Origin of the sequence: Promicromonospora sp. NPDC057488 (assembly GCF_042802395.1) — a bacterium.
Lineage (GTDB): Bacteria > Actinomycetota > Actinomycetes > Actinomycetales > Cellulomonadaceae > Promicromonospora.
Window position 1 is genome coordinate 1 of the sequence record NZ_JBHVEG010000035.1, and the last position, 26300, is coordinate 26300.

The 26300-nt window shown below is 74.0% G+C and carries 19 protein-coding genes and 1 riboswitch; of the genes, 8 read left to right on the forward strand and 11 right to left on the reverse strand.

Annotated elements, in window-relative coordinates:
• Positions 1-85 precede the first annotated feature (85 nt).
• Both ACFU5G_RS09840 and ACFU5G_RS09845 read right to left on the reverse strand, forming a co-directional pair.
• Positions 86-1264, reverse strand: a complete 1179-nt coding sequence (locus ACFU5G_RS09840) for an acyltransferase family protein (RefSeq protein WP_377243146.1) — start codon at positions 1262-1264, stop codon at positions 86-88.
• A 182-nt stretch (positions 1265-1446) separates the two neighbouring features.
• A complete protein-coding gene (locus ACFU5G_RS09845) occupies positions 1447-5343 on the reverse strand; it encodes an Rne/Rng family ribonuclease (protein ID WP_377243148.1) in 3897 nt (1298 codons plus the stop codon).
• A 448-nt stretch (positions 5344-5791) separates the two neighbouring features.
• On the opposite strand from ACFU5G_RS09845, the gene ACFU5G_RS09850 reads away from it, so the two are divergent.
• The 4 genes from ACFU5G_RS09850 (at position 5792) to cydC (ending at position 12376) form a co-directional block, all read left to right on the forward strand.
• Positions 5792-7288 carry a cytochrome ubiquinol oxidase subunit I gene (locus tag ACFU5G_RS09850; protein WP_377243150.1) on the forward strand — a complete coding sequence of 499 codons (1497 nt, stop codon included), beginning with the start codon at positions 5792-5794 and terminating at the stop codon, positions 7286-7288.
• Positions 7289-7381: 93 nt separating this feature from the next.
• Positions 7382-8431, forward strand: coding sequence for a cytochrome d ubiquinol oxidase subunit II (gene cydB, locus ACFU5G_RS09855; protein WP_377243151.1), 1050 nt, complete (start codon positions 7382-7384; stop codon positions 8429-8431).
• A gap of 28 nt (positions 8432-8459) precedes the next feature.
• The gene (gene cydD / locus ACFU5G_RS09860) at positions 8460-10439 is read left to right on the forward strand and encodes a thiol reductant ABC exporter subunit CydD (protein WP_377243153.1); all 1980 of its coding nucleotides are present in this window, start codon (positions 8460-8462) and stop codon (positions 10437-10439) included.
• Entirely contained in the window at positions 10436-12376 is a 1941-nt protein-coding gene (gene cydC, locus ACFU5G_RS09865; RefSeq protein ID WP_377243155.1) for a thiol reductant ABC exporter subunit CydC, read from the forward strand. Before cydD ends, cydC begins: the two co-directional genes overlap by 4 nt.
• Positions 12377-12794: 418 nt before the next feature.
• Here the strand turns inward: cydC and ACFU5G_RS09870 are convergent, their stop codons facing one another.
• The gene (locus ACFU5G_RS09870; protein ID WP_377243157.1) at positions 12795-13916 is read right to left on the reverse strand and encodes a sensor histidine kinase; all 1122 of its coding nucleotides are present in this window, start codon (positions 13914-13916) and stop codon (positions 12795-12797) included.
• On the reverse strand, positions 13909-14595 hold the full coding sequence (locus ACFU5G_RS09875) for a response regulator transcription factor (RefSeq protein ID WP_377243159.1): 687 nt from the start codon (positions 14593-14595) through the stop codon (positions 13909-13911). The genes ACFU5G_RS09870 and ACFU5G_RS09875 overlap by 8 nt, the downstream gene beginning before the upstream one ends.
• Positions 14596-14683: 88 nt before the next feature.
• Between ACFU5G_RS09875 and ACFU5G_RS09880 the strand changes: the two genes are divergently transcribed.
• Complete coding sequence (locus ACFU5G_RS09880) at positions 14684-15484, forward strand: ABC transporter ATP-binding protein (RefSeq protein ID WP_377243161.1); 801 nt, start codon at positions 14684-14686, stop codon at positions 15482-15484.
• Positions 15484-17928, forward strand: coding sequence for an FtsX-like permease family protein (locus tag ACFU5G_RS09885; RefSeq protein ID WP_377243163.1), 2445 nt, complete (start codon positions 15484-15486; stop codon positions 17926-17928). The genes ACFU5G_RS09880 and ACFU5G_RS09885 overlap by 1 nt, the downstream gene beginning before the upstream one ends.
• Before the next feature lie 217 nt (positions 17929-18145).
• Here ACFU5G_RS09885 and ACFU5G_RS09890 read toward each other — a convergent pair whose 3' ends face one another.
• Positions 18146-19879, reverse strand: coding sequence for a phytoene desaturase family protein (locus tag ACFU5G_RS09890; protein ID WP_377243164.1), 1734 nt, complete (start codon positions 19877-19879; stop codon positions 18146-18148).
• Positions 19880-20007: 128 nt separating this feature from the next.
• Positions 20008-20187: riboswitch (cyclic di-AMP (ydaO/yuaA leader) on the forward strand.
• Here ACFU5G_RS09890 and ACFU5G_RS09895 point away from each other — a divergent pair.
• Both ACFU5G_RS09895 and ACFU5G_RS09900 read left to right on the forward strand, forming a co-directional pair.
• Positions 20188-21063: a C40 family peptidase gene (locus ACFU5G_RS09895; protein ID WP_377243166.1), complete on the forward strand. Its 876-nt coding sequence runs from the start codon at positions 20188-20190 to the stop codon at positions 21061-21063.
• 140 nt (positions 21064-21203) lie between these two features.
• Positions 21204-22181 (forward strand): NAD(P)-dependent oxidoreductase, encoded by a 978-nt coding sequence (locus ACFU5G_RS09900; RefSeq protein WP_377243168.1) that lies wholly within the window; start codon positions 21204-21206, stop codon positions 22179-22181.
• A gap of 83 nt (positions 22182-22264) precedes the next feature.
• On the opposite strand, the gene mutM is transcribed toward ACFU5G_RS09900, so the two are convergent.
• The 6 genes from mutM to rsmD form a co-directional block, all read right to left on the reverse strand.
• A complete protein-coding gene (gene mutM / locus ACFU5G_RS09905; protein WP_377243170.1) occupies positions 22265-23368 on the reverse strand; it encodes a bifunctional DNA-formamidopyrimidine glycosylase/DNA-(apurinic or apyrimidinic site) lyase in 1104 nt (367 codons plus the stop codon).
• Complete coding sequence (gene rnc, locus ACFU5G_RS09910; protein ID WP_377243172.1) at positions 23361-24194, reverse strand: ribonuclease III; 834 nt, start codon at positions 24192-24194, stop codon at positions 23361-23363. Before rnc ends, mutM begins: the two co-directional genes overlap by 8 nt.
• Position 24195: 1 nt before the next feature.
• Positions 24196-24390 (reverse strand): 50S ribosomal protein L32, encoded by a 195-nt coding sequence (gene rpmF, locus ACFU5G_RS09915; protein WP_026365388.1) that lies wholly within the window; start codon positions 24388-24390, stop codon positions 24196-24198.
• 2 nt (positions 24391-24392) lie between these two features.
• Positions 24393-24947: a YceD family protein gene (locus tag ACFU5G_RS09920; RefSeq protein ID WP_377243173.1), complete on the reverse strand. Its 555-nt coding sequence runs from the start codon at positions 24945-24947 to the stop codon at positions 24393-24395.
• Positions 24948-25121: 174 nt separating this feature from the next.
• A complete protein-coding gene (coaD, locus tag ACFU5G_RS09925; protein WP_377243175.1) occupies positions 25122-25628 on the reverse strand; it encodes a pantetheine-phosphate adenylyltransferase in 507 nt (168 codons plus the stop codon).
• Entirely contained in the window at positions 25625-26272 is a 648-nt protein-coding gene (rsmD, locus tag ACFU5G_RS09930; protein WP_377243177.1) for a 16S rRNA (guanine(966)-N(2))-methyltransferase RsmD, read from the reverse strand. The genes coaD and rsmD overlap by 4 nt, the downstream gene beginning before the upstream one ends.
• Positions 26273-26300 lie beyond the last annotated feature (28 nt).

Genomic DNA, 26300 nt, shown 5'->3' on the forward strand with positions numbered 1-26300 from the left:
CAGACGTAGCACTGCTACGTCTCCGTTACCCATCCCCCTGCGAACACGTTCTCCGGGCCTCGCCCGGCAACGGCCCCTGCGGGACCTACAGCACCCGGGCCACGCCCGGGACGCGGCGCAGCAGGTAGGCGGCGCCCCAGCAGAGCGGCACCGACAGCACGAGCAGGAGCAGGAACTTCACGCCCGCGGGAGCCACGAGCGGCGCGAACAGCATCGCCACGCCCACCAGCACCAGCGGGTGGATGACGTACACCGCGAACGAGTGCTGAGCGGCGAACCGGGCCCAGGCCGGCTGCCCGGAGAACCGCTCCCGGAACAGCACCAGCAGCCCGAGGGCCGCGCCCACGGCGACGACGTTCTCGACGAGGCTCTGGGCGACCAGGGCGAGGACCCCGGCGTCGGGCGCCGACGCGAGGGCCGAGGCGCCGAGGGCCGGGCCGACCCCGACGATAGCGACGATCAGCGCGACGCGACCCTGCCGCACCGTGAGCGACGTCAGCCAGCCGCGGCGCGCCGCGAGCAGGCCGACGACGAAGAGCAGCACGTACTGCGGCAGGTAGGCCGGCGTCGGGAGGCCGACCCCCGTCCAGTAGGTGCCCAGCGGCACGGCCAGGCGCCAGACGAAGGTCACGAGGGTCAGGACGGCGACGAGCCCGGCGATCAGGCGGAAGGTGACGGGGCGTGCCTCCGTCTGCGGAAGGACGACGCCGTCGGCGGCCGCCGAGAGCACGCCACGCCGGGCGGCCGACCGGGCTCGCAGCGCACGGAAGGCCGCGTAGCCGAGCGAGACCACCAGGAGCACCTCGACGAACCACATGGGCCCGGGGTCGCCCGCGGTGAACCAGAACTGCAGGAACGACTCCCCCTGGTCGCGGTGCTCGGGCCAGCCCGGGAGGGACAGCACCGGCCGCGCGACCAGCCAGAACACGATCAGCGGGACGCCGAGCCGGATGAGCCGGTCGCGGGCGAACGCGCCCGGCCCCTTGCGGTCCACCGAGCCCGGCACGAACAGGCCGGAGAGCAGGAAGAAGAAGCCCATGAACCAGAGCTGGTTCGCGACGACGAACGCCACGAGGGCGAGCCCGGACAGGCTCTCGCTGGGCTCGGTCCAGTACCACATGGGGAGCGCGCCGTAGGTCAGCGCGCTGTGGTGGGCCAGGACCAGCACGGTCAGCAGGATCCGCAGGTTGTCGACATACCCGAGCCGGGCAGTCATCGGTCTCGCGGCGGTCGTCGTCATCTCGGTCTCCGTCGTCTCGGTCACGCCTCGTTGGTTCATTACTCGACTAATGAACCACAGAACGTGGCCTGCCCGCAACAGGTTTGCCCGACGAGTTCCGAAGGAGTCTCCGGGCACAAAAAACGAGGGCCGCCACCTCGCGGTGGCGACCCTCGTCGGGTTCAGGTCAGCGGCCCATCAGCCGCGCCCAGAAGCCCTTCTTCTGCTCAGGCGACCTCGTCGCCAGCTCCTTTGGGCGGTTCCGGCTGCCCAGTGCCGGAGCCCCCCTCCGGCGTGTCGTCCGTCGACGGCGCTGCGTCCGCCGGCGAACCGGCGTCGGCGGACGAGCCCGCGGAAGCCGGCGCGGCACCGTCCGCCGGGGCGGCCGGGTTCGACGAGCCGGAGCCCGCCGAGGGCAGCTGGATCTCGTCCAGCGTGGCGGGACCGTCCTCCGCGGCGTCCTTGGTCTCGTGCGTCTCGTGCGTCTCGTGTGCGTGCTGCGCCGCGGCGGCGATCGTCGCGAGCGTGGCCTTGACGGCCTCGCGCGCCTCGGACCGCTCCTCGGGCAGGCTGGCGACGGGCGCCGCCGGCTCCTGGGCCGGAGCGGCCTTCTCCTTGGCCTCCTTGCCGCGCTTGCGGCGCGAACGCGCCGCCCGCGGGCTCTCCTCGACCGCGGCGGGCGCGCCCGAGCCGGAGCCGGAGCCGGAGCCCTGCTTCTCGATCGGCTCCTCGTGCACGATGAAGCCACGGCCCTTGCAGTGCTCGCACGTCTCGGAGAACGCCTCGACCAGGCCCTGGCCCACGCGCTTGCGCGTCATCTGGACCAGGCCCAGCGACGTCACCTCGGCGACCTGGTGCTTGGTGCGGTCCCGGCCCAGGCACTCGACCAGGCGACGCAGCACCAGGTCACGGTTGGACTCCAGCACCATGTCGATGAAGTCGATGACGATGATGCCGCCGATGTCGCGCAGGCGGAGCTGCCGCACGATCTCCTCGGCCGCCTCGAGGTTGTTCCGCGTGACGGTCTCCTCGAGCGTGCCGCCCGCACCGGTGAACTTGCCGGTGTTGACGTCCACGACCGTCATGGCCTCGGTGCGGTCGATGACCAGCGAGCCACCCGAGGGCAGCCAGACCTTGCGGTCCATGCCCTTGGCGAGCTGCTCGTCCACCCGGTGCACCGTGAACACGTCCGTGTTCTCGACCCACTTGGACACGCGCTCGCGCAGGTCGGGAGCCAGCTCCTCGACGTAGTGCGCGATCTCGTCCCACGCACCCTCGCCCTGCACCACCAGCGACGAGAAGTCGTCGTTGAAGATGTCGCGGACCACGCGGATCGCCATGTCCGGCTCGCCCTGGAGCAGGGCCGGGGCGTTCGCCTTCTTGGACTTGGCCTGGATGGCGTCCCACTGGCCCTGCAGGCGCTGGACGTCGGCGCGCAGCTCCTCCTCGCTCGCCCCCTCGGCGGCGGTGCGCACGATGACGCCCGCGCCGTCGGGCACGACCTCGCGGAGGATCTTCTTGAGGCGCGACCGCTCGGTGTCAGGCAGCTTGCGGCTGATGCCGGTCATGCCGCCACCCGGCACGAACACCAGGTACCGGCCGGCCAGGGTGACCTGGCTCGTCAGGCGCGCGCCCTTGTGGCCGATCGGGTCCTTGGTGACCTGCACCAGCACCGAGTCGCCCGACTTCAGCGCCTGCTCGATGCGGCGCGGCTGGCCCTCCAGGCCCGCCGCGTCCCAGTTGACCTCGCCCGCGTACAGCACGGCGTTGCGGCCCTTGCCGACGTCGACGAACGCGGCCTCCATGGAGGGCAGCACGTTCTGGACCCGACCCAGGTACACGTTGCCGGCCATCGACGCCTGCGACTGCTGCGAGACGTAGTGCTCCACGAGCACGCCGTCCTCCAGCACGGCGATCTGCGTGCGGCCGTCCTTCTCGCGCACGATCATCGACCGCTGCACCGACTCGCGGCGGGCCAGGAACTCGGCCTCGGTGATGATCTGGCGACGACGGCCGTGGTCACGGCCCTCGCGGCGACGCTGACGCTTCGCCTCCAGGCGCGTGGAGCCCTTGAGCGCGGTCACCTCGTCGCTGCGGCTGGAGCGTGCGGCGGCGGCCTCGGCGCGCTCACCGCGGGTGCCCCGGCGACGACGCCGACGACGACGGCTGCCGCCCTCACCCTCGGCCTCACCCTCGGCCTCACCCTCGGCGTCGCCCTCTGCGGAGTCCTGCCCCGAGTCCTCGGCGTCGCCGTCCTCGTCGTCGGACGCCTGGGCGTCCTCCTCGGACTCGTCGTCCTGGTCCTCGTCGGCCGAGTCGTCCATGTCGTCCGAGCGGTTGGTGCGGCCGCCACGGCGTCCGCGGCCACCCCGCCGACGACGACGGCGCGACGGGCGCACGTCCTCGTCGTCGTACTCCTCGAAGTCACCCGGGGCGAGCTCCTCGAGCTCGACGCCCTCGGCGACCAGCTCCTCCTCGATGGCGCCGACCTCGTCGACCGCCGCGGCGTCGTCGTCGCTCAGGTCGGCGGCGACGAACTGCGGGGCGGCCGGGGCGGTGGCCTCGGATGCCTCGGGTGCTTCCGGCGTGGGCTCGGTCTCGGCCGGCGCGCTCTCCTGCGCGGCGGGCTCGGCCGGGGTCTGCGCGGGCTGCTCGGCGCTCGGGCCCGTGCGGCGCACGGCCCGGCGGGAGCCGGACCTGCGGGTACGGGGCTCCGGGGCCGTCTCGGTGGCGGACGCCGCGGGCGTCGCGACCGGAGTCTCGGCAACCTGCTCGGCAGCCTGCTCGGCGGGCGCGGGGGTCTCGGCCGGGGTCGCCGGCTTCTCGGCGGCCGGCTCGACCGGGCGCGCGACGGGACGGGCGAACTGCGGCGTCAGGTCCTGCGGGCGCGGCGGACCGGCCGGGGCCTGGGCGCGGCGCGACCGGCGCGCGGAGTCGTCCGGCGCCTGGAACAGCAGCGCCGTCGTGGCCAGGCGCGGCACCCGGGTACCCGAGGTGGTCGCGGCGGGCGACTGCGTGGGCTGCGCCGGTGCCTCCGGCTGCTCGAACGCCGGGCGGCGGCCGCCGCGGCGCGTGCGGGACCGCGCGGGCTCCTCGGCGGCGGGAGCCGCGGCGGCGGCCGGGGCCTCCTCGGCCGGGGTCGCCTCGGCGGCGGGCTTGCGGCGCGAACGGCTGCGCTTGGGGGCCGGCTCGGCGGCCTGCTCCGGGGCGGACTGCTCCGGGGCGACCTGCTCAGCAGGCTCCTGCGTGACCTCGGCGGCGGGCTCGACCGTCGTGTCGACGTCGGCGACCGGCTCGGCCTTCTTGCGGCTGCGGCGCTTGGGCGCGGACTTCTCGGCGGGGGCGGCCTCGGCCGCCGGACCGCCGGGCAGGACGATGTCGTCCAGGCTGACGACCCCGCGAGCGGGCGCCTCGGCGGCCGCGACCGGCTCGGGGAGGTCGATCTCGACCGGCGCGGACTCCTCCGCGGCGGCCTCCGGCTGCTGCTCGGGCTCGGCGGCCTCGGGCTCGGCGACGGCCGCGGGCTCGGCCGCGACGACGGCCTCGGGCTCGGCAGCAGCAGGCTCGGCGACAACAGGCTCGGCGGCGGGCGCAACCTCGGGGGCGACGCCGGCAGTGAGATCTGTCTCAGTCTGCGTTAGCTCAGCCTGCGTTACCTCAGCCTGCGTTGCCTCGGACTGCGTCGCCTCAACCTGCTCGGCAGCCTCGGCGACGACGGGCTCGGCGGCGACCGGCTGGTCCTGGGCCGGCTCGGCGACGGGCGCGGCCGGAGCCGGCTCGGTCGCCGAGGGCGTGGACACGCCGCGCGTGGCGCGACGGCGCGGCCGCTTGGCGGCCGGCTCACCGGCCGCGGGCGTCGTCGGCGTGGCGACGGCTGCGGTGCCGCCCGTGGTCACGGGCTGACCCTCGGCCGGGGTCGCGGGGGTGTCGGACGAACCGACCACGATGGGCTCGACGTGCTTGGCCGTCGAGACGACGGACCGGGTGGCGCGACGACGCGGGCGCTTGGTGGACGTCGCGTCCGCCGAGGCCTCCCCACCAGTGGTGACCTGGGCGTTCGCCTCAGGTGCGTCGTGATCATCCTGTGACCCGATGGTCGAACCGGTGGTGCTGGAAGGCGTCACGTGAGGTGCTCCTGTAGCCCGGCGTCCGCCCCACACCACGCGGACCGCCAGGCGGTCGGTCGTCCGGTGGATGCATCGCGGCGAAGCGACACATCTGGACGGAAGTCTCGGCTGCGGCCCTGTTCCTACGATCTTCGCGGACGCCTGCGGCCACGTTCTGCGTGACTGCGGCACCGCGTGCGGATCGCGGGCAGTGTTGGACTCTGCAGGCCGCGCAGGGATGTGGGCCTACGCGGGTTCGACCAGTATCGCACAGGAGACCCCTTCCGCATCGCCCCTGCTGAAGGCGCGGACAACAACGCGCCGAACGGCACCCCGAGTGCGTGTACAGTGCCTTGTGAAGACATTCACAAGCGACGGATTCACCCCGCGGCAACGCGCGGACCTGGCAGATCAGGCCTAGCGTCCAAAGGGACAGAGCCGTTCGAAGAAACCACAGGAGCCCGGAGTGGAAGCTCTCGACCTGGCACGCTGGCAGTTCGGCATCACCACCGTCTATCACTTCATCTTCGTCCCCCTCACGATCGGTCTGGCGCCCCTCGTGGCGATCATGCAGACCGCCTGGGTCCGGACCGGGAACGAGCGGTGGCTGAGGCTGACCAAGTTCTTCGGCAAGCTCTTCCTGATCAACTTCGCGCTCGGCGTCGTGACCGGGATCGTGCAGGAGTTCCAGTTCGGCATGAACTGGAGCGAGTACTCGCGGTTCGTCGGCGACGTGTTCGGTGCCCCGCTGGCCATGGAGGCCCTCGCCGCGTTCTTCGTGGAGTCGGTCTTCCTCGGCGTCTGGATCTTCGGCTGGGACCGGGTGAACAAGAAGGTGCACCTGGCCTGCATCTGGGCCGTGGCCGTCGCGGTGAACCTGTCGGCCTTCTTCATCCTGGCCGCCAACTCATGGATGCAGCATCCCGTCGGCGCCCGGTACAACCCGGAGACGGGTCGCGCCGAGATGGAGTCCATCTGGGCGATCCTGGGCAACAACACGCTGTGGGCGGCCTTCCCCCACGCCGTCGCCGCAGCCTTCCTGACCGCCGGGACGTTCGTGGCCGGTATCGCCGCGTGGTGGATGGTGCGCCTGGCCCGGACCAAGCAGCCCGAGTCCGTCGAGCTCGCCCGCAACGTGTACCGCCCCGCCGTGATCCTCGGCACGGTCGTCATGCTGGTCGCCGGCGTCGGCGTCGCGCTGTCGGGCGACGTCCAGGGCAAGCTCATGTTCGAGCAGCAGCCGGGCAAGATGGCGTCCGCGGAGGCGCTGTGCGACGGCGAGGAGGCCGCGAACTTCTCGATCCTGACGATCGGCGACCTCTCCAACTCCTGCGAGGGCGTGCGGCACGTCCTGGAGGTGCCGGGCCTGGCGAGCTACCTCGGCACCGGGCACTTCTCCGGCCCGGACAGCTTCCTGCCCGGCGTGAACGACGTGCAGGAGCAGTACTCGGAGAAGTTCGGCGCCACCGACGAGGCCGGCAACGACATCTCGTACACGCCGAACCTCGCCGTCACCTACTGGAGCTTCCGGCTCATGATCGGGTTCGCGGCCGGGTCCGTGCTGCTCGCGCTGGCCGCGCTCTGGTTCACGCGCGGCGGCCGGGTCAGCGACAACAAGTGGCTCGCCCGCATCGGCATCATCGCGATCCCCACGCCGTTCCTCGCGTCGTCGTTCGGCTGGATCTTCACGGAGATGGGCCGCCAGCCCTGGGTGGTCACCCCGAACCCCACGGGGATCGACCAGATCCGGCTGCTCACCATGAACGGCGTCTCGGAGGTGGTGAGCCCCGGCATGGTGCTCACCTCGATGATCGTCTTCACCCTGCTCTACGGCGTGCTGGCCTTCGTCTGGTACCGGCTCATGCACCGGTACGCGATCGAGGGCGTGCCCAAGACCGTCCGCGACGAGTCGCCCGAGGCGGCCGGGGACGACTCCGACCGGCCCCTCTCGTTCGCCTACTGACCGAGCGCGCCTCATGTTCCCTGAACTGACGCAGACCGGCCGCACGCACATCAGCCCCTTGAAGCTCAGCCTTTCGAAGACAAGGAAGTGACCGTGGACCTCGCACTCGTGTGGTTCTTCATCATCGCGATCCTGTGGACCGGGTACCTCGTGCTCGAGGGGTTCGACTTCGGCGTCGGCATGCTGATGTCGATCCTGCCGCGCGGCAGGGCCGAGCACCGGGAGAAGGAGCGGCGCGTGCTGGTGAACAGCATCGGACCGCTCTGGGACGGCAACGAGGTCTGGCTGATCACGGCGGGCGGCGCCACCTTCGCCGCCTTCCCCGAGTGGTACGCCACCCTGTTCTCCGGCTTCTACCTCCCGCTGCTGCTCATCCTCGTGGCCCTGATCGTGCGCGGGGTCGCCTTCGAGTACCGCGGCAAGATCGCCGACGCCGTGTGGGCGCGCCGCTGCGACATCGCGATCCAGGTGGGCTCCTGGGTGCCCGCCGTGCTCTGGGGCGTCGCGTTCGCCAACCTCGTCCGCGGCGTCCAGCTCGACGAGGCGCACCAGTACGTGGGCGGCTTCTGGGCCCTGCTCAACCCGTTCGCGCTGCTCGGCGGCGCCACCACGCTCGTGCTGTTCCTGCTGCACGGGTCGGTGTTCGTGGCGCTCAAGACCGACGGCGAGATCCGGGCCCGCGCCCGGCGGCTCGCCGGCGTGCTGTCCCTGGTGGCCCTGCTCGTGGCCGGCGGCTGGGCGGTCTGGGCGCAGGTCGCGTTCTCGGTGACCTGGACCTGGGCGGTCGTCGTGGTCGCCGCGCTGGGCCTGGTCGGCGTCGCGCTGACCAACCGCGCCGGACGCGAGGGCTGGGCCTTCGGGCTCTCGGCCGTGACCATCGTCGCGGCGGTCGTGCTGATCTTCGGCTCCATGTACCCCGACGTCATGCCCGGCCTGGACGGCGGCAACTCGCTGACCATCGCCGAGGCCTCCTCGACCCCGTACACCCTGACCATCATGACCTGGGTCGCCGTGTTCCTCACGCCCCTGGTGATCCTGTACCAGGGCTGGACCTACTGGGTCTTCCGGCGTCGGCTCACGGTGGACCACATCCCCGCCCCGGCCGGCCTGAGCTGGAAGAAGATCAAGGAGTCGGCGTTCTGACGCCGTCCGGCTACGGGACCCTCTCGACATGAAACCGCTCGACCCCCGCCTGCTGCGCCACGTGCACGCGGCCCGCTGGTACGTGGCGCTCACGGTCGGCCTCGGTGTGGCCGCCGCCGCGCTGATCGTCGCGCAGGCGCTCCTCATCGCCGCGCTGCTGACCCCGGTAGTGCGCGGGGACGGCACGTCCGCGCCCGCGCTGGCGTGGTCCTTCGCCGGGCTCGCGGCGGTGGTGGCCGGGCGCGCCGTCGTCGCCTGGGCGCAGGAGCGGTACGCGCTGCGCGCCGCCGCCCGCACCATCGCCGAGCTGCGCCGGGCGGTCGTGGAGGCCTGGGCGCTGCGCGGGCCCCGGGCCGCGTGGCCGACGACGGCGCCCGGCCCCGCGGCGACGTCGGGCGGCGGGAGCGGGGCGAGCCCGGAGGCCGAGGTCGCGACCCTCGCGACGCGCGGCCTCGACGCGCTCGAGCCCTACCTGGTGCGGTACGTGCCGCAGCTCGTGCTGACGGCGCTGGTCACGCCCGCGCTCGTGTGCGTGGTGCTCGGGCTGGACTGGGTCTCCGCCCTGATCGCGATCGTGACGCTGCCGCTCGTGCCGATGTTCATGGTGCTCGTCGGCCGCCTGACGGCGGGGATGTCGCAGCGGCGGCTCGCCACCGTGGAACGGCTGGGCGCCCAGGTGCTCGACCTGGTGGCCGGGCTCCCGACGCTGCGCGCGTTCGGCCGGTCGTTCGGGCCAGGCGAACGGGTGCGCGCCCTGGGCGACGCCTCCCGCCGGGCCACGATGGGCACCCTGCGCATCGCGTTCCTGTCGTCGATGGTGCTCGAGCTGCTCACGACGCTGTCCGTGGCGATCATCGCCGTGGGCGTCGGGCTGCGGCTCGTCGAGGGCGCCATGGAGCTGCAGCCCGCGCTGGCGGTGCTCGTGCTGGCCCCCGAGATCTACCTGCCGATGCGGCGGGTCGGGGCGGAGTTCCACGCCTCGGTCGACGGCGTCGCCGCGGTGGACCGGGCGTTCGCGCTGATCTCGGGCGGTGCGGCGGGGGCCGGGGGTTCGGGAGGCTCGGCGGGGTCGGGTGGCTCGGCGGGTGCGAAGGACGGCGTCCGGTCGGCGCGCGTCCCCGTGCCGCACACGCTCGTGCTCGACGGCGTCTCGGTGCGCGCCGGGGGCCGCGGCGTGATCGCCCCGGCCGGGCTGTCCGCGCGGATCCCGCTGAGATCCGGCGCGCCCGGCGAGGGCCGGGTCGTGGCCCTGCGCGGGCCGAGCGGGTCGGGCAAGTCGACCGCCGTGCTCACCGTCCTCGGCCTGCTCGAACCGGACGCCGGACGCGTGGGTCTGCTGCCGGACGACGGTGCGGGCAGTGCCGCGGACGGCATCCCCGACGGCGCCCCGCTCCGCGGACTGGCCGACGCCGGTTCCGGCGGGCTCGACGCGTGGTGGTCGGGACTCACCTGGGTGCCGCAACGGCCGGCGCTCCCGCCGGGGCGGCTGCGCGACGTCGTGCTCGACGGCGCCACCGGGACCGACCAGGACCGAGCCCTCGCGGAGGCCGCCCGCCTGACGGGGCTGGACGCCGTCGTCGGCAGCCTGCCCGACGGCTGGGACACCCGCATCGGGCTCGGCGGCGTGGGACTGTCCGTGGGGCAGCGCCAGCGGGTCGCGCTCACCTCCGCCCTGCTCGACGACGCCGCGGCCCGGCCGCTGGTGATCCTCGACGAGCCCACCGCGCACCTGGACGCGCGCGGTGAGCAGGCCGTGCTCGACACCGTGCGGGCCTGGCGGGACGCGGGCCGCACCGTGCTCGTCGTCGCACACCGGGCCTCGCTGCTGGCCCTCGCCGACCAGGTGATCGACGTCCGCTCGGCGGCGGACCCGGCGGCTGTCGCCCTGGCTGCCGATGCGTCTGTCGCTCCGGCTGCCGATGCGCCTGTCGCTTCGCCTGTCGCCCCGCCGCTCGGCACGGACCCGGCGGCGGCGTCCGGTCCCACGAACGGTCAGGAGGCACGATGAACGACCAGGTGACCCGGGACCCGGCCCGGCCGACCGCGTCCCCTCCCGGCCCGCGCCGTGCCGCCCGCGGCTCGCGCGGCGGTCCCGGTGCCGATCCGCTGCGGCGCATCCTGCCCCTGCTGGAGGTGCGGCCGGGCAAGGTCGCGGCCGCGATCGCGCTCGGCACGCTGGCGCTGACCTGCGCGATCGGGCTCGCGGCGGTCGCCGCCTGGCTCGTCGCCCGCGCGTCGCAGATGCCGCCGGTGCTCACGCTGTCGGTGGCCGTGGTGTCGGTGCGGGCGTTCGGCATCGGGCGCGGCGTGCTGCGCTACTGCGAGCGCCTCGCCTCGCACGACGTCGCGCTGCGCGGGATGGCGGCCCTGCGCGCCAACCTGTACGAGCGGCTCGCCGCCGACGACCGGCCGGTCACGGTTCGGCGCGGTGAGCTCCTGGCGCGGATCGGCCAGGACGTGGACGACGTCGGCGACGTGGTGGTGCGCGCGATGGTGCCCGCCGGGGTCGCGGTCGTGACGTCGCTGGGGTCGGTGATCCTGCTCGGCGTGCTGCTGCCGGCCGCGGGTCTCGCGCTGGCGGTCTGCCTGGTGCTCGCGGGCGTCGTGACGCCATGGCTCGCGGCGCGGGCCGCGGCCCGCACGGAGGCGCGGGGCGCGGCAGCCCGCGGTGAGGTGACGGCGTTGTCGCTGGAGCTCCTGGAGGAGTCGGCGCCGCTGCGGGTCGCCGGCCGGTTCGGCGCGCGGCTGGGTGACCTGGACGCCGCGGACGCGCGCCTGTCCGCCGTCGCCGACGACGGCGCCCGCACCTCCGGGCTCGCCGCCGCCCTGGGGGCGCTGGCCCAGGGCGTGGCGGTGCTGGCGGCGCTGGCGTTCGGGATCCCGGCGGCGCTGTCCGGGACGCTGTCGCCCGAGGCGCTGACGGTGATCGTGCTGACGCCGCTCGCCGTGTTCGAGGCGACGGCGGGGCTGCCCGCCGCTGCGGTGCAGCTGCACCGGTCGCGCGAGGCGGCGCGACGACTGCTGGCGCTGCTGCCCGAGCCCTCCCCCGTGTCAGACCCACAGGTCACCGGAGTGACCTCAGCGTCTGACACGCCGCGGGCCGTGGGCGACGAGGGACGTGTGGGCGACGACGGGGCGCTGCTCGTGCTCGACGACGTCGCCGCGGGCTGGCCCGGTCCGGACGGACGGCCGGTCGTGGCCGTCGACGGCGTCTCCCTCACGCTGCGGCCGGGTTCGGTGGTCGCGCTGGCCGGGCCGTCCGGCGTCGGCAAGACGACGCTGCTGATGACGGCGGCCGGGCTGATCCCGCCGGCCTCCGGCGGAGTCGGTGGCGGAAGGTCGGCAGCTTGTCAGGTGGTCGGCAGCTCGGACTACCGATCACCTGACGAACTACCGACCGCGCGGACCCGGGACGCGGAGAACAGCGCCCTGTTCGTCGCCGAGGACGGGCACGTCTTCGACACCACCGTCCTGGAGAACCTGCGGGTCGCGCGCGGTGACGTCACGCCCGACGAGGCCCGCACGGCGCTGGACGCCGTCGGGCTGGGCGCGTGGCTCGCCGCGCTCCCCGCGGGCCTGGACACCGTGGTCGGCACGGACGCCGCGGCAGTGTCGGGCGGCGAGCGCCGTCGGCTGCTGGTGGCGCGCGCGCTGCTGGCGCCCGCGCGGGTGCTGCTCGTCGACGAGCCCGCCGAGCACCTCGACGGGCGGACCGCCGACGCGCTGGTGCACGCCGTCGCCGCCCACGCCCGCGCGACGGGGCGCGCGGTGCTCGTCGCGACGCACCGGCTGACACCGCTGGCCGTCGCGGACGAGGTGCTGCTCCTGGCCGACGGCGCCCCGGGGGCGTCCGGCGCCCCCGCGACGGTCGTGGCCCGCGGCCGGCACGAGGACCTGCTCGCCACGGACCCGGCATACGCCTGGGCAGCGGCGCAGGAAGGCTGACGGCCCGAAGGCGTCGACGATCGACCATGCAGCTACTGCCAGGCGAGAGTTCCGTCTGGCAGTAACTGCATGGTGCGCCATGGCCAGGCGCACGACCGGCCAAGCCCATCGAGCCGCTCCCTGACCAGTTAGCCGGCCCGTGCGTCCGACTGGTCGTCGACCATGCACCTGCTGCCAGGCGAGAGTTCCACCTGGCAGCAACTGCATGGTTGGTCCGTCGCCCCACACACCGCAGCCGGCGCACGGCACCGCCGGCGTCCCGCGGACGGCGCGCGCCCCGCCGTCAGACGGGCCCCACGGTCAGACCCGTCCCGCCGTCGGATGTGCCCGACCGTCGGGTGCGCCCGCGGTCGGCCGGGCCCTGCCGTCAGGTGCGCCACGTCGTCAGACCCGCCCCGCCGTCAGACTCGGCCCGCCGTCAGACGGGCCCCGGCGGCAGCCGGACCGTGGCGCGCAGGCCCCCGCCGGGCCGGGGCGCGAGCGACAGGGTCCCGTCGTGGGCCTCGGCGATGCTCCGGACGATCGCCAGGCCCAGGCCGACCCCCACGTGGTCGGCGCCCGTCCGGGCGGCGCGGGCGCGTTCGGTGCCGCGCTGGAACGGCTCGGCGAGCGTCGAGACCAGCCCCTCGGTGAGCCGCTCCCCGGTGTTCTCCACGACGAGGGTCGCGCCGCCGGGCCGGGTGTCGGTGTGGACGTGCACGGTGCCGGGCTCGGCGGCGTCGTCCGGCAGGTTGTGGACGATCGCGTTGTGCACGAGGTTCGTCGTCAGCTGCAGCAGGAGCGCCGGCGAACCGGTGGTCGGGGTGACGTCGCCCGAGGTCTCGATCGTGACGCCGCGTCGTCCCGCGAGCGGCAGGAGCGTCTCGGTAGCCTCCTCCGCCAGGAGGGAGAGGTCGACGTGCTCCGGCGTGAAGGAGCGCTGGTCGGCGCGGCTGAGCACGAGCAGCGCCTCGGTGAGGTCGATCGCCCGGGAGTTGACGGCGTGCAGCCGCTCGACGAGCTCGCCGGTGTCGCCGTCCGGGTCCTTGCGGGCTACCTCGAGGAAGGTCTGGGCGATCGCGAGGGGGGTACGCAGCTCGTGGGAGGCGTTGGCGGCGAACCGGCGCTGCTCGGCGACGTGCGCCTCGAGCCGCGCGAGCATGGCGTCGAAGGAGTCGGCGAGCTCGCGGAACTCGTCGCGGCGGCCGGGCAAGCGGATCCGGTGCGCGAGCGACCCGCCCGAGGCCCGGCGGGTGGCGTCGGTGATCTGCGCCAGCGGGGCGAGCATCCGGCCCGCGAGGAACCAGCCGCCCACCAGGCCGAACACCAGCAGGAACGCCATCACCAGCATGGCCGCCGGCAGGAAGACCCGCGGGCCCCACCCGCCGATGAACACCCCGGGGTTGAGGAGCTCGCGCAGGGAGTCGATCCCGTCCCGGGGCGAGTACCGCAGCAGGAACACCCACACGACGCCGAGCACGAGCGTGCCCGCCAGCATGAGGAACCCCGTGTAGCTCAGCGTGAGCTTGAGGCGGACGCTCAGGCCGGGCGCCCTATCCACGGCCGGCTTCCGCGGGCGCCGGCACGTCGATCCGGTAGCCGACGCCCGGCACGGTGGCGATCACCCAGGGCTCGCCGAGCCGCTTGCGCAGCGCCGAGACCGTGATCCGCACCGCGTTGGTGAAGGGGTCGGCGTTCTCGTCCCAGGCCCGCTCCAGCAGGTCCTCGGCGCTGACGACGCCGCCGTCGGCCGCCACGAGCACCTCCAGGACGGCGAACTGCTTGCGGGTCACCGGCACGTACCGGCCGTCGCGGTAGACCTCGCGCCGGAAGGGGTCCACGCGCAGGCCCGCGATCTCCCGCACCGGCGGACGGTGGTGGGCCCGGCGGCGGTCGAGCGCCCGGAGCCGCAGCACGAGCTCGCGCAGCTCGAAGGGCTTGGTGAGGTAGTCGTCGGCGCCCAGCTCGAACCCCGACGCCTTGTCGTCGAGCCGGTCGGCGGCCGTCAGCATGAGGATCGGCATGCCGCTGCCGGACGCGACCACGCTCCGGGCGATCTCGTCGCCCGACGGTCCGGGGATGTCCCGGTCGAGGACGGCGATGTCGTACGCGTTGACGCTCAGCAGCTCCAGGGCCGTGTGGCCGTCGCCCGCGACGTCGGCGGCGATCGCCTCCAGGCGCAGGCCCGCGCGGATGCCGTCCGCCAGCTCTGGTTCGTCCTCGACGATCAGCACGCGCATACCCTCGATGCTACGGAGGCGGGGTATATCGCGGGCGTATCAAAATCCGCATACACCCCGGCAACCGCCCGCTGCCTTGGCTGGGCACATGTCCACCAGCAGACGCGCACCCGCGACCGCCACCCGGCGGGACACCGCCCAGACCGGCCCCGGCCGGCCCACGCCCCGGCCCGCAGGCGAGCCCGGCAGCAAGCCCGGCAGCGAGCCCGGCAGCCGGCCCCCGGCCGCGAGCGCCCGGGGCCTGACCAAGACGTACGGCCGCGGCGCGGCCCAGGTGCACGCCCTGCGCGGCGTCGACCTCGACGTCCCGAGCGGCCGGTTCACAGCGATCATGGGGCCGAGCGGGTCGGGCAAGTCCACGCTGATGCACTGCCTGGCGGGGCTCGACCAGCCGAGCGGCGGGACCGTCGTCGTCGACGGCACGGACCTCGGTTCCCTCGGCGACGACGCCCTGACGGTCTTCCGCCGGGAGCGCATCGGCTTCGTGTTCCAGGCGTTCAACCTGTTGCCGATGCTGACGGCGCGGCAGAACATCCTCCTCCCGCTGGAGCTGGGCGGCCCCCGGCTCGACGACGCCGCCCGCGAGCGCGCGCACGAGCTCGCCGAGAGCCTGGGCGTCGCGGACCGGCTGGAGCACCTGCCGGCGGAGCTGTCCGGCGGGCAGCAGCAGCGGGTCGCGATCGCGCGCGCCCTGATCACCTCCCCGAGCCTGCTGTTCGCCGACGAGCCCACGGGCAACCTGGACAGCACGACGTCGGCGGAGGTGCTGGACCACCTGCGGCGGTCGGCGCGCGAGCTCGGTCAGACGGTCGTCATGGTCACCCACGAGCCGGACGCCGCGGCGTACGCCGACGACGTCGTCACCGTGCAGGACGGGCTGATCGCCTGATGCGTACCGTTCTTCTCGCCTCGTTGCGCCGGCACCTGCGGCGGTACGTCGCGGCGGGGACCGCCGTCGTCGTCGCGGTCGCGTTCGTGGTGGCCGTGGGCGTGCTCACGACGGGGACCCAGAACCGGATCATGGCGGGCATGGGCGCCCCGTTCGCCGGCGCCGACTACGTCGTCACGAACCTCGGCACGCAGAACGCCATCACCTACGCCGCCCAGCACGGGGACGAGGTGGCGGTGCTCGGCAGCGCGACCCTGCCGCTGCGGGCGGGCGAGGAGCAGGCCGCCGGCAAGTTCGTCGGGTCGATCGCCGACCTGCCGCGGCTGCGCTGGCAGACCCTCGACTCGGGCCGCTTTCCCGAGCGGGAGGGCGAGGCCGTGGTGGACGCCTGGACCGCGCAGGAGATGACGGTCGCTGTGGGTGACACGGTCACGCTCGGCGCGGGCGGCGACGCGGTCGACCTGCGGGTGGTCGGGATCGGCGCGGCGTCGGCCAACCTGGGCCAGGCCTCGGTGTACATCACGTTCGACCAGCTGCTGCACTGGCGCGACGACGACACCCTGCTGCTGGACCGGGCGGTGGTCGTGGGCGACCCCGGCCGGCTGCCCGACGGCGCGGTGGCGGTCACACCGCAGGAGCACGTTGCCGCGAGCATGGCCCAGCACACCAACAACGTGAACACCATGGGACTGCTCCTGCTGGTGTTCGCCGGGGTCGCCGTGCTCGTCTCGGTCCTGGTCATCACCAACACGTTCGCGATCCTGTTCGCCCAGCGCGTGCGCGACTTCGCGCTCCTGCGCTGCGTCGGCGCCACCCGGCGGCAGGTCGTGGGGTCGGTGCGCCGGGAGGCCGTCGTCGTCGGCGTGCTCGCCTCGCTGGGCGGGGTCGGCGCCGGGATCGGGCTCGGCTACGGCCTGATCGCGCTGGCCGGGGCGCTCACCCGGAACAGCCCGCTGGGCGTTCCCGACCGGCTGCCGGTCTGGTGGCTGCTGGGCGGGTTCGCCGTGGGCCTGGTGGTGACGATGCTCGCGTCCTGGCTGCCGACCCGGCGCGTGGTCCGGGTGAGCCCGCTGGCGGCGCTGCGGCCCGACGGCGTCGTGGACGCGCGGACTGGCGCCGGCCGGGTCCGCGTGGTCCTCGGGGCGGTGCTCGTCGCCGGCGGGGCGGCGTTGCTGGCCGTGGCGGCGGTCCAGGACAGCGCGGTGAGCATGGTGGCCGGGGGCGCCGCCCTGTTCGCGGGCGTGCTCCTGTTCGGGCCGCTGCTCGTGCCGAGGGTGGTGCGCGGGATCGGGGCGCTGCTCGGGCCCGGCGGCCGGCTCGCGACCGAGAACGCCGTGCGCAACCCGCGCCGCACCGCCACCACGACGGCGTCCCTGCTGGTGGGCGTGACCCTGACGACGGCGGTGCTCACCGGGCTGGCTACGACGCGCGCGTCCGTGGACGCGAACCACGGCAGCGCACACCCGCTCGACGTGGCGCTCACGTCGTGGGACGGGCCGCTCGCCGCCGATGTGCTGGAGCAGGTCCGCGCGACGCCCGGGGTGGGTCAGGCGATCGCGGTGGAGGGGGTGCTGGTCGACGTCGGTCGAGATTCTGGCGGCGACGTCGGCGCCGACCGGCCGCTGCTGCTGCTCAGCGCGCCGGACGCCGGCCTGGTCGCCCGCGACGGCGGGACCTTCGCAGCTGTGGAGGCCGGCGCGGTCGCGCTGGACACGGACGTGTACGGCGACGACCCCGCGGACACGCTCGGCGACCCGGTCAAGGTGCTGGCCGTGGCCGACGGCGGAGCGAGCGACGGCGCAGACCCCGAGGTGGAGCTGCAGGTCACCACGGGTAGCGGCTGGGGCGGCGCCGGTCTGGTCGCGTCCGACACGCTGGCGACCCTGGGCACGCCCCGGCCGCACGCAGTCTGGGTGCGCGCTGCGGCCGACGCCGACCCGGTCGCCCTGATCGGCGCCCTGGAGACGCTGGCGGGCACGGTCGGCGCCGACGTCGACAACGGGCTACGGGCCGAGGTCGCCGACGACCAGATGCTGGGGATCATCACCGGCGCGACCCTCGGGCTGCTCGGCATCTCGGTGGTGATCGCCCTGGTCGGGATCGCGAACACGCTGGGGCTCTCCGTGCTGGAGCGGGCCCGGGAGCACGCCGTGCTGCGGGCGCTCGGGCTCACCCGCAGGCAGCTGCGGCGGATGCTCGCGACCGAGGCGGTGCTGCTGTCCGTGACGGCCGCCCTGCTCGGCACGGTGCTCGGCGTCGGGTTCGCCTGGGTGGGCTACGAGACCTTCGTGAGGGCGGCCCTCGACGCCGCGACCTGGCGGATCCCGTGGCTCGAGCTGGCCGCCGTCCTCCCGGTGGGCGCCCTCGCGGGGCTGCTGGCCGCGGTGCTCCCGGCGCGCCGCGCCGCAGGAGTCACCCCGGCAACGGCCCTGACCCTCGACTGACCAGCTGCCCGGCTGAGGCACCACCCGGCTGACTCAGATTCAGCAGGCTCAGGACGACCGTCAACCGCCACGTTACGGTCGCCTGCAGCCTGCTGAACCGAAGTCAGCCGGGCCGAGCCACGGCGTCGTACGACCGGGGCGTCGAGCACAGCGGTTGCTGCCAGGCTGGGGCCGTAGTGGCAGCAGCTGCTGTGGTCGACGGCCTTGTCGGACGGCGTCAGGTCGCCGGGGTCTCCAGGACCGCCATCGCGGCGGCCCGGCCCGGGATGCCGCTCACTCCCCCGCCGCGGCGGGCGCCGGCGCCGGCCAGCAGCACCCGCGGGTGCGCCGTCGCGACGCCCCAACGTTCGGCCGCACCCGACGCCGACCCCGGGTCGACCCAGGTCGCGGTCCCGCTGACGGCTCCGGTGCCAGCCCCAGCCCCGGCCCTGTCCTCCGCGAAGTCCTCCGCGAACGGCCAGCTCAGGTCGCGGTGGAAGATGTGCCCGCCCGGCAGCCCGACGTCGCCCTCCAGGTCCACCGGCGTGCGGACCTCCAGGCAGGGCGCGCCGTCGGCGTCGACCGCGAGCACGTCCTCGATCGGGTCGGCCAGCACCGAGTTCAGCGAGGCGAGCGTCGCCGCGAGCGCCCGCTCGCGGGCCCCGTCGGGGTCCGCGCGGAAGAGCCGGGCCGGCATGTGCAGCCCGAACAGCGTGATGGTCTGCGCCTCGGTCCCGGCCAGCGACGGGCCGAGGATGCTGCGGTCCGACAGCGTGTGGCAGTAGATCTCGCTGGGCGGCAGGTCGGGGATGCGCCCGGCGGCGGCCTGCGTGTAGGCGTCCTGGAGCTGCGTCAGCGACTCGTTGACGTGCAGCGTCCCGCTGAACGCCGCGACGGGGTCGACGTCGTCCCGCAGCCTCGGCAGCCGGTCGAGCAGCATGTTCACCTTGAGCTGCGCCCCCTCGGGCCCGGCCACACCACCGGCCACACCCCCGGCCACACCTGCGTCCACACCCCCGCGCACCTCCCCCGACGCGGCGCCCCGCCCGGCCCCGGCCAGCAGCCGGTCCAGCTCGGCCGGCGCACACCCCGCGAGCACGTGCCCGGCCGTCACGCCGCGCGTGCGCCCGCCGGCGTCGGTCCAGGCCACCTCGGCGCCCACGGCCCCCGGGTCCACCGCGGTCACCGTGGCCGAGGTGACGATCGTCGCGCCGGCGGCCAGGGCAGCGTCGCGCAGGGCGCCCGAGACGGCGCCCATGCCGCCCACGGGGACGTCCCAGTCGCCGGTCCCGTTGCCGATCACGTGGTAGAGGAAGCAGCGGTTCTGCCGCAGGGACGGCTCGTCGACGTCGGCGAACGTGCCGATCAGCCCGTCGGTGGCGGCGACGCCGCGGACGACGTCGTCGGTGAAGGTGCGGCGCAGCACCTCACCGAGGGGCTCCTCGAACAGGGCGCGCCACGCCTCCTCGCCCACGCCGTCGGTCACGAGTTCGCGGACGGCGGAGCGCGGGAGCAGGGGTTCGGTGAGCGTGGGCGCGAGGCGGCGGGCCACCTCGGCGGTCATCGCGTAGAACCGGCCCCAGGCCTCGAAGTCGGCGTCGGACCCGGTGAGCCGGCGGAACGAGGCGCGCGTGGCGGCGTCGTCCTGGGTGTCGACGAGCAGGCCACCGTCGGCCACCGGGGTGTAGGACGACCACCGTCGGCGCACGAGGCGGATCGGCAGGCCGAGCTCGTCGACCACGCGGCGCGGCAGGAGCGAGACGAGGTAGGAGTAGCGGGACAGGCGGGCGTCGACGCCCGCGAAGGGGCGGGCCGAGACGGCGGCGCCCCCGACGTGGTCCGCGCGCTCCAGGACGAGGACCGAGCGCCCGCCGCGGGCCGCGTAGGCCGCCGCGGTGAGGCCGTTGTGACCGGCGCCCACGACCACGACGTCGTACCGGGCGCCCAGGGGGTCAAGCGTGGAATCGGACATGCACGCCATGGTGGCACGGGGCACTCATTGCCAGGAACGTTCCATCACAAGACGGTATGTGACCTAATCGTGACAATTGCGCGGCGGGCGAGTACGGTCGATCTCGCCTCCCCAGCAACGGGTAGGTCCAGGTCCGGACGCCGAACCCTGTCACCGGTCCTGAGCAGCCAGAACGTGACAGGGGCGGGGGAACCAAGTAAGCCGGGCACGCGAGTGTCCTCGGGGTGAAGCCTCCTCGTGAGGCCGGGTGATTGCTCTCCCCATCCGAACCCGACAGCTCACTTCGTAGGCGTCCGAGGAGATCACTGGTGACCGTACTCACCGACCGCACCCAGGACTGGGCGGACGACCAGGTAAACCGACCCAGCAACCGGGCGCGGCATCGCGCCGAGGGCCCCGCTCTCACCCCCTTCACCGCTCTGACCCAGACAGCAGCCGAGAACGCCGCCCGGACCGGCGCGATCGCGGTAGTCACCTCCGGCATGCTCGCGTCGGTCTTCACCCAGACCGCCCACACCGCGCCCGCCGAGGGCCACACCCAGACCACCCTCGCCAACAAGACGTTCGACAGCACAGCCCGCGCGGGTCTCGCCGAGAACCTCGTGACCAAGGTCGAGGTCGCGCAGGACGCCGACTTCTGGGCCGAGCAGGGCCGCGTCAGCGTGACCCCGTACGCCGAGACCAAGGCCGGCATCGCCGAGGCCAAGGCGAAGGCGGAGGCCGAGGCACGCGCCAAGGCCGAGGCGGAAGCCAAGGCGAAGGCCGAGGCGGAGGCGAAGGCAGCCGCCGAGGCCGCAGCGGCCGAGGCAGAGGCCGTCGCGGCCAAGGCCGCCGCGTCCTCCGCGGGCCTGGGCCAGCAGGCCGTCAACCTCGCCCTCGAGTACGTGGGCGTGCCCTACGTGTGGGGCGGAGCCTCCCCCAGCGGCTTCGACTGCTCCGGGCTCATCCAGTACGTCTACGGCAAGCTCGGCGTCAGCCTCCCCCACAGCTCGGCCTCGATGTCGACCGTCGGCTACCAGGTCTCCGCCGCGGAGGCCCAGCCGGGCGACATCGTCTGGACGTCCGGCCACGTCTCGCTGTACGCGGGCAACGGCATGGTCGTGGAGGCCCAGCAGGCGGGCGTCCCCGTGCACTACACGGAGATGTGGCAGAACAACCCGGTGTTCATCCGGGTGACGGGCTGACGCCTTCCGGCACATCACGCAGTACCCGCACGACTCGCAAGACCCCCAGCACAGGGCGCCCGCCCGGCCGTCCCGAGGACCTCCTCGGACCGGCCGGACGGGCGCTCTGCTTCGTCGCCCCGTCGGGTAACGTCCCCGGCGTGAAGATCCTCGTACCGGACGTGCCCTTCGACCTCGACTTCCCGTCCCTGCTGCCCGACGGCGGAGCCTCCTTCGCACCCGGCGGCACCGACACCGTCGCCACCTACGCGATGACCGAGCCGATCCCCGCCGAGCACACCGACGCGGAGCTGCTCGTCACGTGGTCCAGCCCGCCCAAGATCGTGGCCGACGCCGCGGAGCGGCTCACCAGGCTGCGCTGGGTGCAGACCCTGTCGGCGGGTCCCGACGTCGCGCTGCGCTCCGGGTTCGCGCCCGACGTCGTGATCTCCTCCGGCCAGTCCCTGCACGACGACACCGTGACCGAGCACGCCCTGGCGCTGATCCTGGCGTCGGTGCGCCGCATCGACCAGTCGCTGGAGGCGCAGCGGGAGCACCGCTGGGCCAAGGAGATCGCGTTCGCCCAGGCCGACGGCGTGACCGGCCGCGAGTACACGCTCGACGGCGCGCGCGTGACCATCTGGGGCTTCGGCTCCATCGCCCTGCGCCTGGCACCGCTGCTGACCGCGCTGGGCGCGCAGGTAAGGGGTGTCGCCTCGCGCGCGGGCGAGCGCTCCGGCTACCCGGTGGTCGACGCCGGCGGCCTCGACGCGCTGCTGGCCGAGACCGACCTGCTGATCTCGCTGCTGCCGGCCGTGCCCGCCACGCGGCACATCCTCGACGCGCGGCTGCTCGGCCTGCTGCCGTCGTCGGCGCGGTTCGTGAACGTGGGCCGCGGGGCGACCGTGGACGAGGCCGCCCTGGAGGACGCGCTGCGCTCCGGCCGGCTCGCGGGTGCGGCGCTGGACGTCATGGAGACCGAGCCGCTGCCCGCGGACTCGCCGCTCTGGGACGTGCCGAACCTGATCCTGACGCCGCACGTCGCGGGCGGGCGGCCCCGCGGCGCGGCCCGCTTCCTCGCCGAGCAGCTCACGGCCTGGCGCACGGGCGGCGAGCTGCGCAACGTGGCCGGCCGCTGATCCGCTCCCGTCGAGCGCCGACCGGTCGGCCGGCGCCCGGCGGGCGTGGTCGTCGGCCGGGTGCGGTCGTCGGCCGGGTGCGGTCAGAGACCGCGGGGCTTGGGCTGGCAGACCGGACAGCTGAACGACGACCGGTTCATGAACGCGTCCCGGCGCACCAGCGCGCCGCAGCGGCGGCACTCCTCGTTCTCGCGCCCGTACACGGCGAGCGACCGGTCGAAGTAGCCCGACTGCCCGTTCACGTTGACGTACAGCTCGTCGAAGCTCGTGCCGCCCTGGACCAGCGCCTCGCGCATCACCTCGGCCGCGGAGTCCAGCACGCGGCGCACGTCCGCGGCCTTGAGCTTGTCCGTGGGCCGGGCCCAGTGCACCTGCGCCCGCCACAGCGCCTCGTCGGCGTAGATGTTGCCCACGCCGGAGACCACGGTCTGGTCCAGCAGGGCGCGCTTGACCTGCGTCCGCCGACGCCTGACCCGGCTCACCAGGGCATCCAGGTCCAGGTTCGGGTCGAGCAGGTCTCGGGCGATGTGCGCCACGGGCTCGGGCAGCACGGACAGGTCGGAGCCGTACCCGGCGGGGACGGTCGCGCTCGTCCCGTCGGGCACCAGGTCCTGGACGCTCAGGTGCCCGAACGTGCGCTGGTCCACGAAGTCGAGGTACCGCGCGCCCGACGGCGCATCCTCCAGGTGCAGGCGAACCCGCAGGTGCGGGTGCTGCCAGTCGTCCTCGGGGCTGGCGGCGCCCACCGGGACGGCTGAGTGCGCCGGTTCGCCGCTCGGCGTCGCGGCGCTCGGTGTCGCGCCACGGACCAGGAGCTGGCCCGACATGCCGAGGTGGGCCAGCAGCGCTGCGACGGGCCGGGTCTCGACGGGCTCGACCAGCGCGGTGGGCTCGACCAGCGCGGTGGGCTCGACCAGCGTGGTGGGCTCGACCAGCGCGGTCGGCTCGACCAGCGCGGTCGGCTCGACCAGCGCTGTGGGCTCCGTCAGCGGCAGCCAGAGGAACTTGCCGCGGCGCACGGCGGCCGCCAGCCGCCGTCCGGCGAGCTGGTCGCGGAAGGAGTCCGGTCCGCCGTCGTGCCTGCGGACGCTGTACTCGCGGAAGACCTCGACGTCGCGCACCGTCGCGCCGACGACCAGGCGGTCGAGACCGTCACGGACGGTCTCGACCTCGGGCAGCTCAGGCACCGGCGGCCGGCGCCTTGCTCGCGGCAGCCTTGCTCTCGGCGGCAGCCTTGTTCTCGGCAGCCTTGCCGTCGGCCGACTTCCCGGCCGAAGCATCGGCGCCGTCGGCCCCGGGCAGCGGGAACTTCTCCAGCAGGGCCCGGTAGGTCTCCTCGGCGGCGCCCTGCTCGGCGTGCTTCTTCGCCGTGCCGGAGCCGGACCCGTAGGTGACGCCGTCGATCACGACGGTCGAGTGGAACACGCGCGCGTGCTCCGGGCCCTCGAACGTGGCGATGTAGTCCGGCGAACCGAGACCGCGCTCGGCGGAGGCCTCCTGCAGGGAAGTCTTCCAGTCCAGGCCGGCGCCCAGCCCGGCGGCGACGTCGAGCGTCGAGTCCACCAGCCGGTGCACCAGCGCGCGCGAGGTCTCCAGGCCGTGCGACAGATAGGTAGCGCCGATCAGGGCCTCGACCGTGTCGGACAGGATGGAGTCCTTCTCGAAGCCGCGCGTGCGGATCTCACCCTTGCCGAGCAGCACGTACTTGCCCAGGCCGAGGTTCCGCGCCACCGCGGCGAGGGCACGCTGCGACACCGTCGCGGCGCGCATGCGCGCCAGGTCGCCCTCCGACTGGTCCGGGTGACGCCGGTACAGCGCCTCCGTGACCACGAGCCCCAGCACGGTGTCGCCCAGGAACTCCAGGCGCTCGTTGGTGGGGATGCCCCCGGCCTCGTGTGCGAACGACCGGTGGGTCAGTGCCAGCACAAGAAGCTCGGGGTCCAGATGGACCCCGAGCTTCTCGAGCAGCGCGGTAGGTTCCGGCCTTGCCGGCGACGTCCCGCCCTTGGCCACGTCAGCCCGCGTGGACGGTCTTCAGGGCGTCGCGGTACGTGCGGCCCTTGTAGGTGCCGCACGTCGGGCACGCCGTGTGCGGCAGCTTGTTGGCCTGGCACTGCGGGCAGGTCGTGAGGGTCGCTGCGGTGGTCTTCCACTGCGAGCGACGCGCACGGGTGTTGCTGCGCGACATCTTGCGCTTCGGAACAGCCACGGCTAGCTCTCTTTCGTCTCGTCCGACACGCTCGTAGATTCGAGCATGCTCTGTAGCGCCGACCAACGAGGGTCGACAACGTCATGGTGATGACCGGGGTCGTCAGCCAGGCGCGCTCCACACTCGGAGCACAGGCCAGGGCAGTCCTCCCGGCACAACGGTTGAAATGGTAGTGCAGTCACGACCGAATCCCGAAGCGAGGGCTCCAGGTCAGCCATGTCGTCCTTGAGGACGGACTCCTCGTCCTCCACGTCCGTGTCCCCCGCCTCGGCCGACGCAGCGGCACGCTCGGGGTAGGCGAACAGCTCGGTGACGTCGACCGTGAGGTCACGGGAGATGTCGTCGAGGCAGCGGCTGCACTCACCCTTGGCAGTGCCGCGGACCGTGCCGGAGACCAGCACACCCTCCATCACGGACTCGAGCCGCAGATCCAGCTCCAGGTCAGAACCCTCCGGGATACCGATCACGGCGGTGCCGAGGTCCGACGGCGCCTGCACGGTCGCGCTGTGCGTACGCATCGATCCGGCACGCCGAGAGAGCTCGTGCGTGTCGAGCACGAGCGGCGAGTTCGGTTCGCGGGAGATAACGGGCTCCGATGAGGGCAGGAGAAGGACAGCGTCCGATCGGACGATGAAGGGGGTTGGACCGGCGCACGACGTCACGCCAGGGACCAAAAAGCAATCCTACGACATGGAACGGGCGTTACGCGCGCCCGTGCCGAGTGAGAGGCCTCACGAGCCCGCGGCGGGCTGCCCCAGCGCGGCCCGCAGGGCCTCCGGCACGCCGGCCGGGACCAGGTCGTCGACCGGCCCGCCGTGCCGCACGATGTCCTTGACCAGCGACGACGCGACGTGCGCGTAGCGCTGGTCCCCCGGCAGGAAGATCGTCTCGACGCCCGACAGGTGCCGGTTCATGAGCGCCATCGGCTGCTCGGCGTCGAAGTCCCCGCCCCCGCGCAGGCCCTTGACGACCCCGACCGCGCCGATCTCCCGGCAGAAGTCCACCAGCAGCCCCGGCACCACGGCGACCCGCACCCGGGCCAGGCCCGACTCGCCCGCGGACTCCAGGGCCGCGCGCACCAGGCCGGCGCGCGTCTCCAGGTCCAGCAGGCCCGACTTGCCGGGGTTCTTCGCGACGCCGACGACCACGTCGTCGAACATCGTGGCGGCGCGGCGGACCACGTCGAGGTGGCCGAGCGTGATGGGGTCGAAGGACCCGGGGCAGACGACTGTGGTCACGCGCCCACGCTATCCGACGGCGGTGCGTCGGACGGCTCGGTCTCGGACGGCTCGGCGGCGGTGGGCTCGGCGTAGTAGACCGCCGTCTCGCCGTAGTCCTTGCGCGCAAAGGGGGCGAGGCCGGCGGGCCAGGCGGGCTCGGGGGTGCGCGTGGAGCGCTCGACGACGACGACGGCGCCGTCGGCCAGCACGCCCGGCGTGGCCAGGTGCGTCAGGACGAGGGCGAGCGCGTCCTCGGCGAGGTCGTACGGCGGGTCGAGGAAGACGAGGTCCAGCCCGGCCGCGCCGGTGCCGGACCCGGGCCTCGACGCCGTGGTCGTCAGCGAGGCCGCGAACCGCTCGGCGGTCTCGGTCGTGACGCGCACCCCGGTCAGGCCGAGGGCGGCGACGTTGCGGCGGGCGACGTCGGCCGCGGGGCGGGCGCTGTCCACCAGCGTCACCGCCGTCGCGCCGCGGCTGGCCGCCTCCAGCCCGAGCGCGCCGGAGCCGGCGTAGAGGTCGAGCACGCGGGCGCCGTCGAGCACGTCGAGGTGCTCCAGCCGGGAGAAGATCGCCTCGCGGACGCGGTCGCTGGTGGGGCGGGTCCCCTTCGCGGGCACCGCGATGGACCGCCCGCCCACCGATCCCGCAACGATCCTGGTCACGCCGAAAACCCTAACCCGCCCCCGGAGC

Excerpts from the sequence above, each read along its gene's own strand:
- ACFU5G_RS09890 (WP_377243164.1), bottom strand. The coding sequence starts at position 19,879 with ATGTCCGATTCCACGCTTGACCCCCTGGGCGCCCGGTACGACGTCGTG.
- ACFU5G_RS09885 (WP_377243163.1), top strand. The coding sequence starts at position 15,484 with ATGCGTACCGTTCTTCTCGCCTCGTTGCGCCGGCACCTGCGGCGGTAC.
- cydC (WP_377243155.1), top strand. The coding sequence starts at position 10,436 with ATGAACGACCAGGTGACCCGGGACCCGGCCCGGCCGACCGCGTCCCCT.
- ACFU5G_RS09880 (WP_377243161.1), top strand. The coding sequence starts at position 14,684 with ATGTCCACCAGCAGACGCGCACCCGCGACCGCCACCCGGCGGGACACC.
- ACFU5G_RS09875 (WP_377243159.1), bottom strand. The coding sequence starts at position 14,595 with ATGCGCGTGCTGATCGTCGAGGACGAACCAGAGCTGGCGGACGGCATC.
- cydD (WP_377243153.1), top strand. The coding sequence starts at position 8,460 with ATGAAACCGCTCGACCCCCGCCTGCTGCGCCACGTGCACGCGGCCCGC.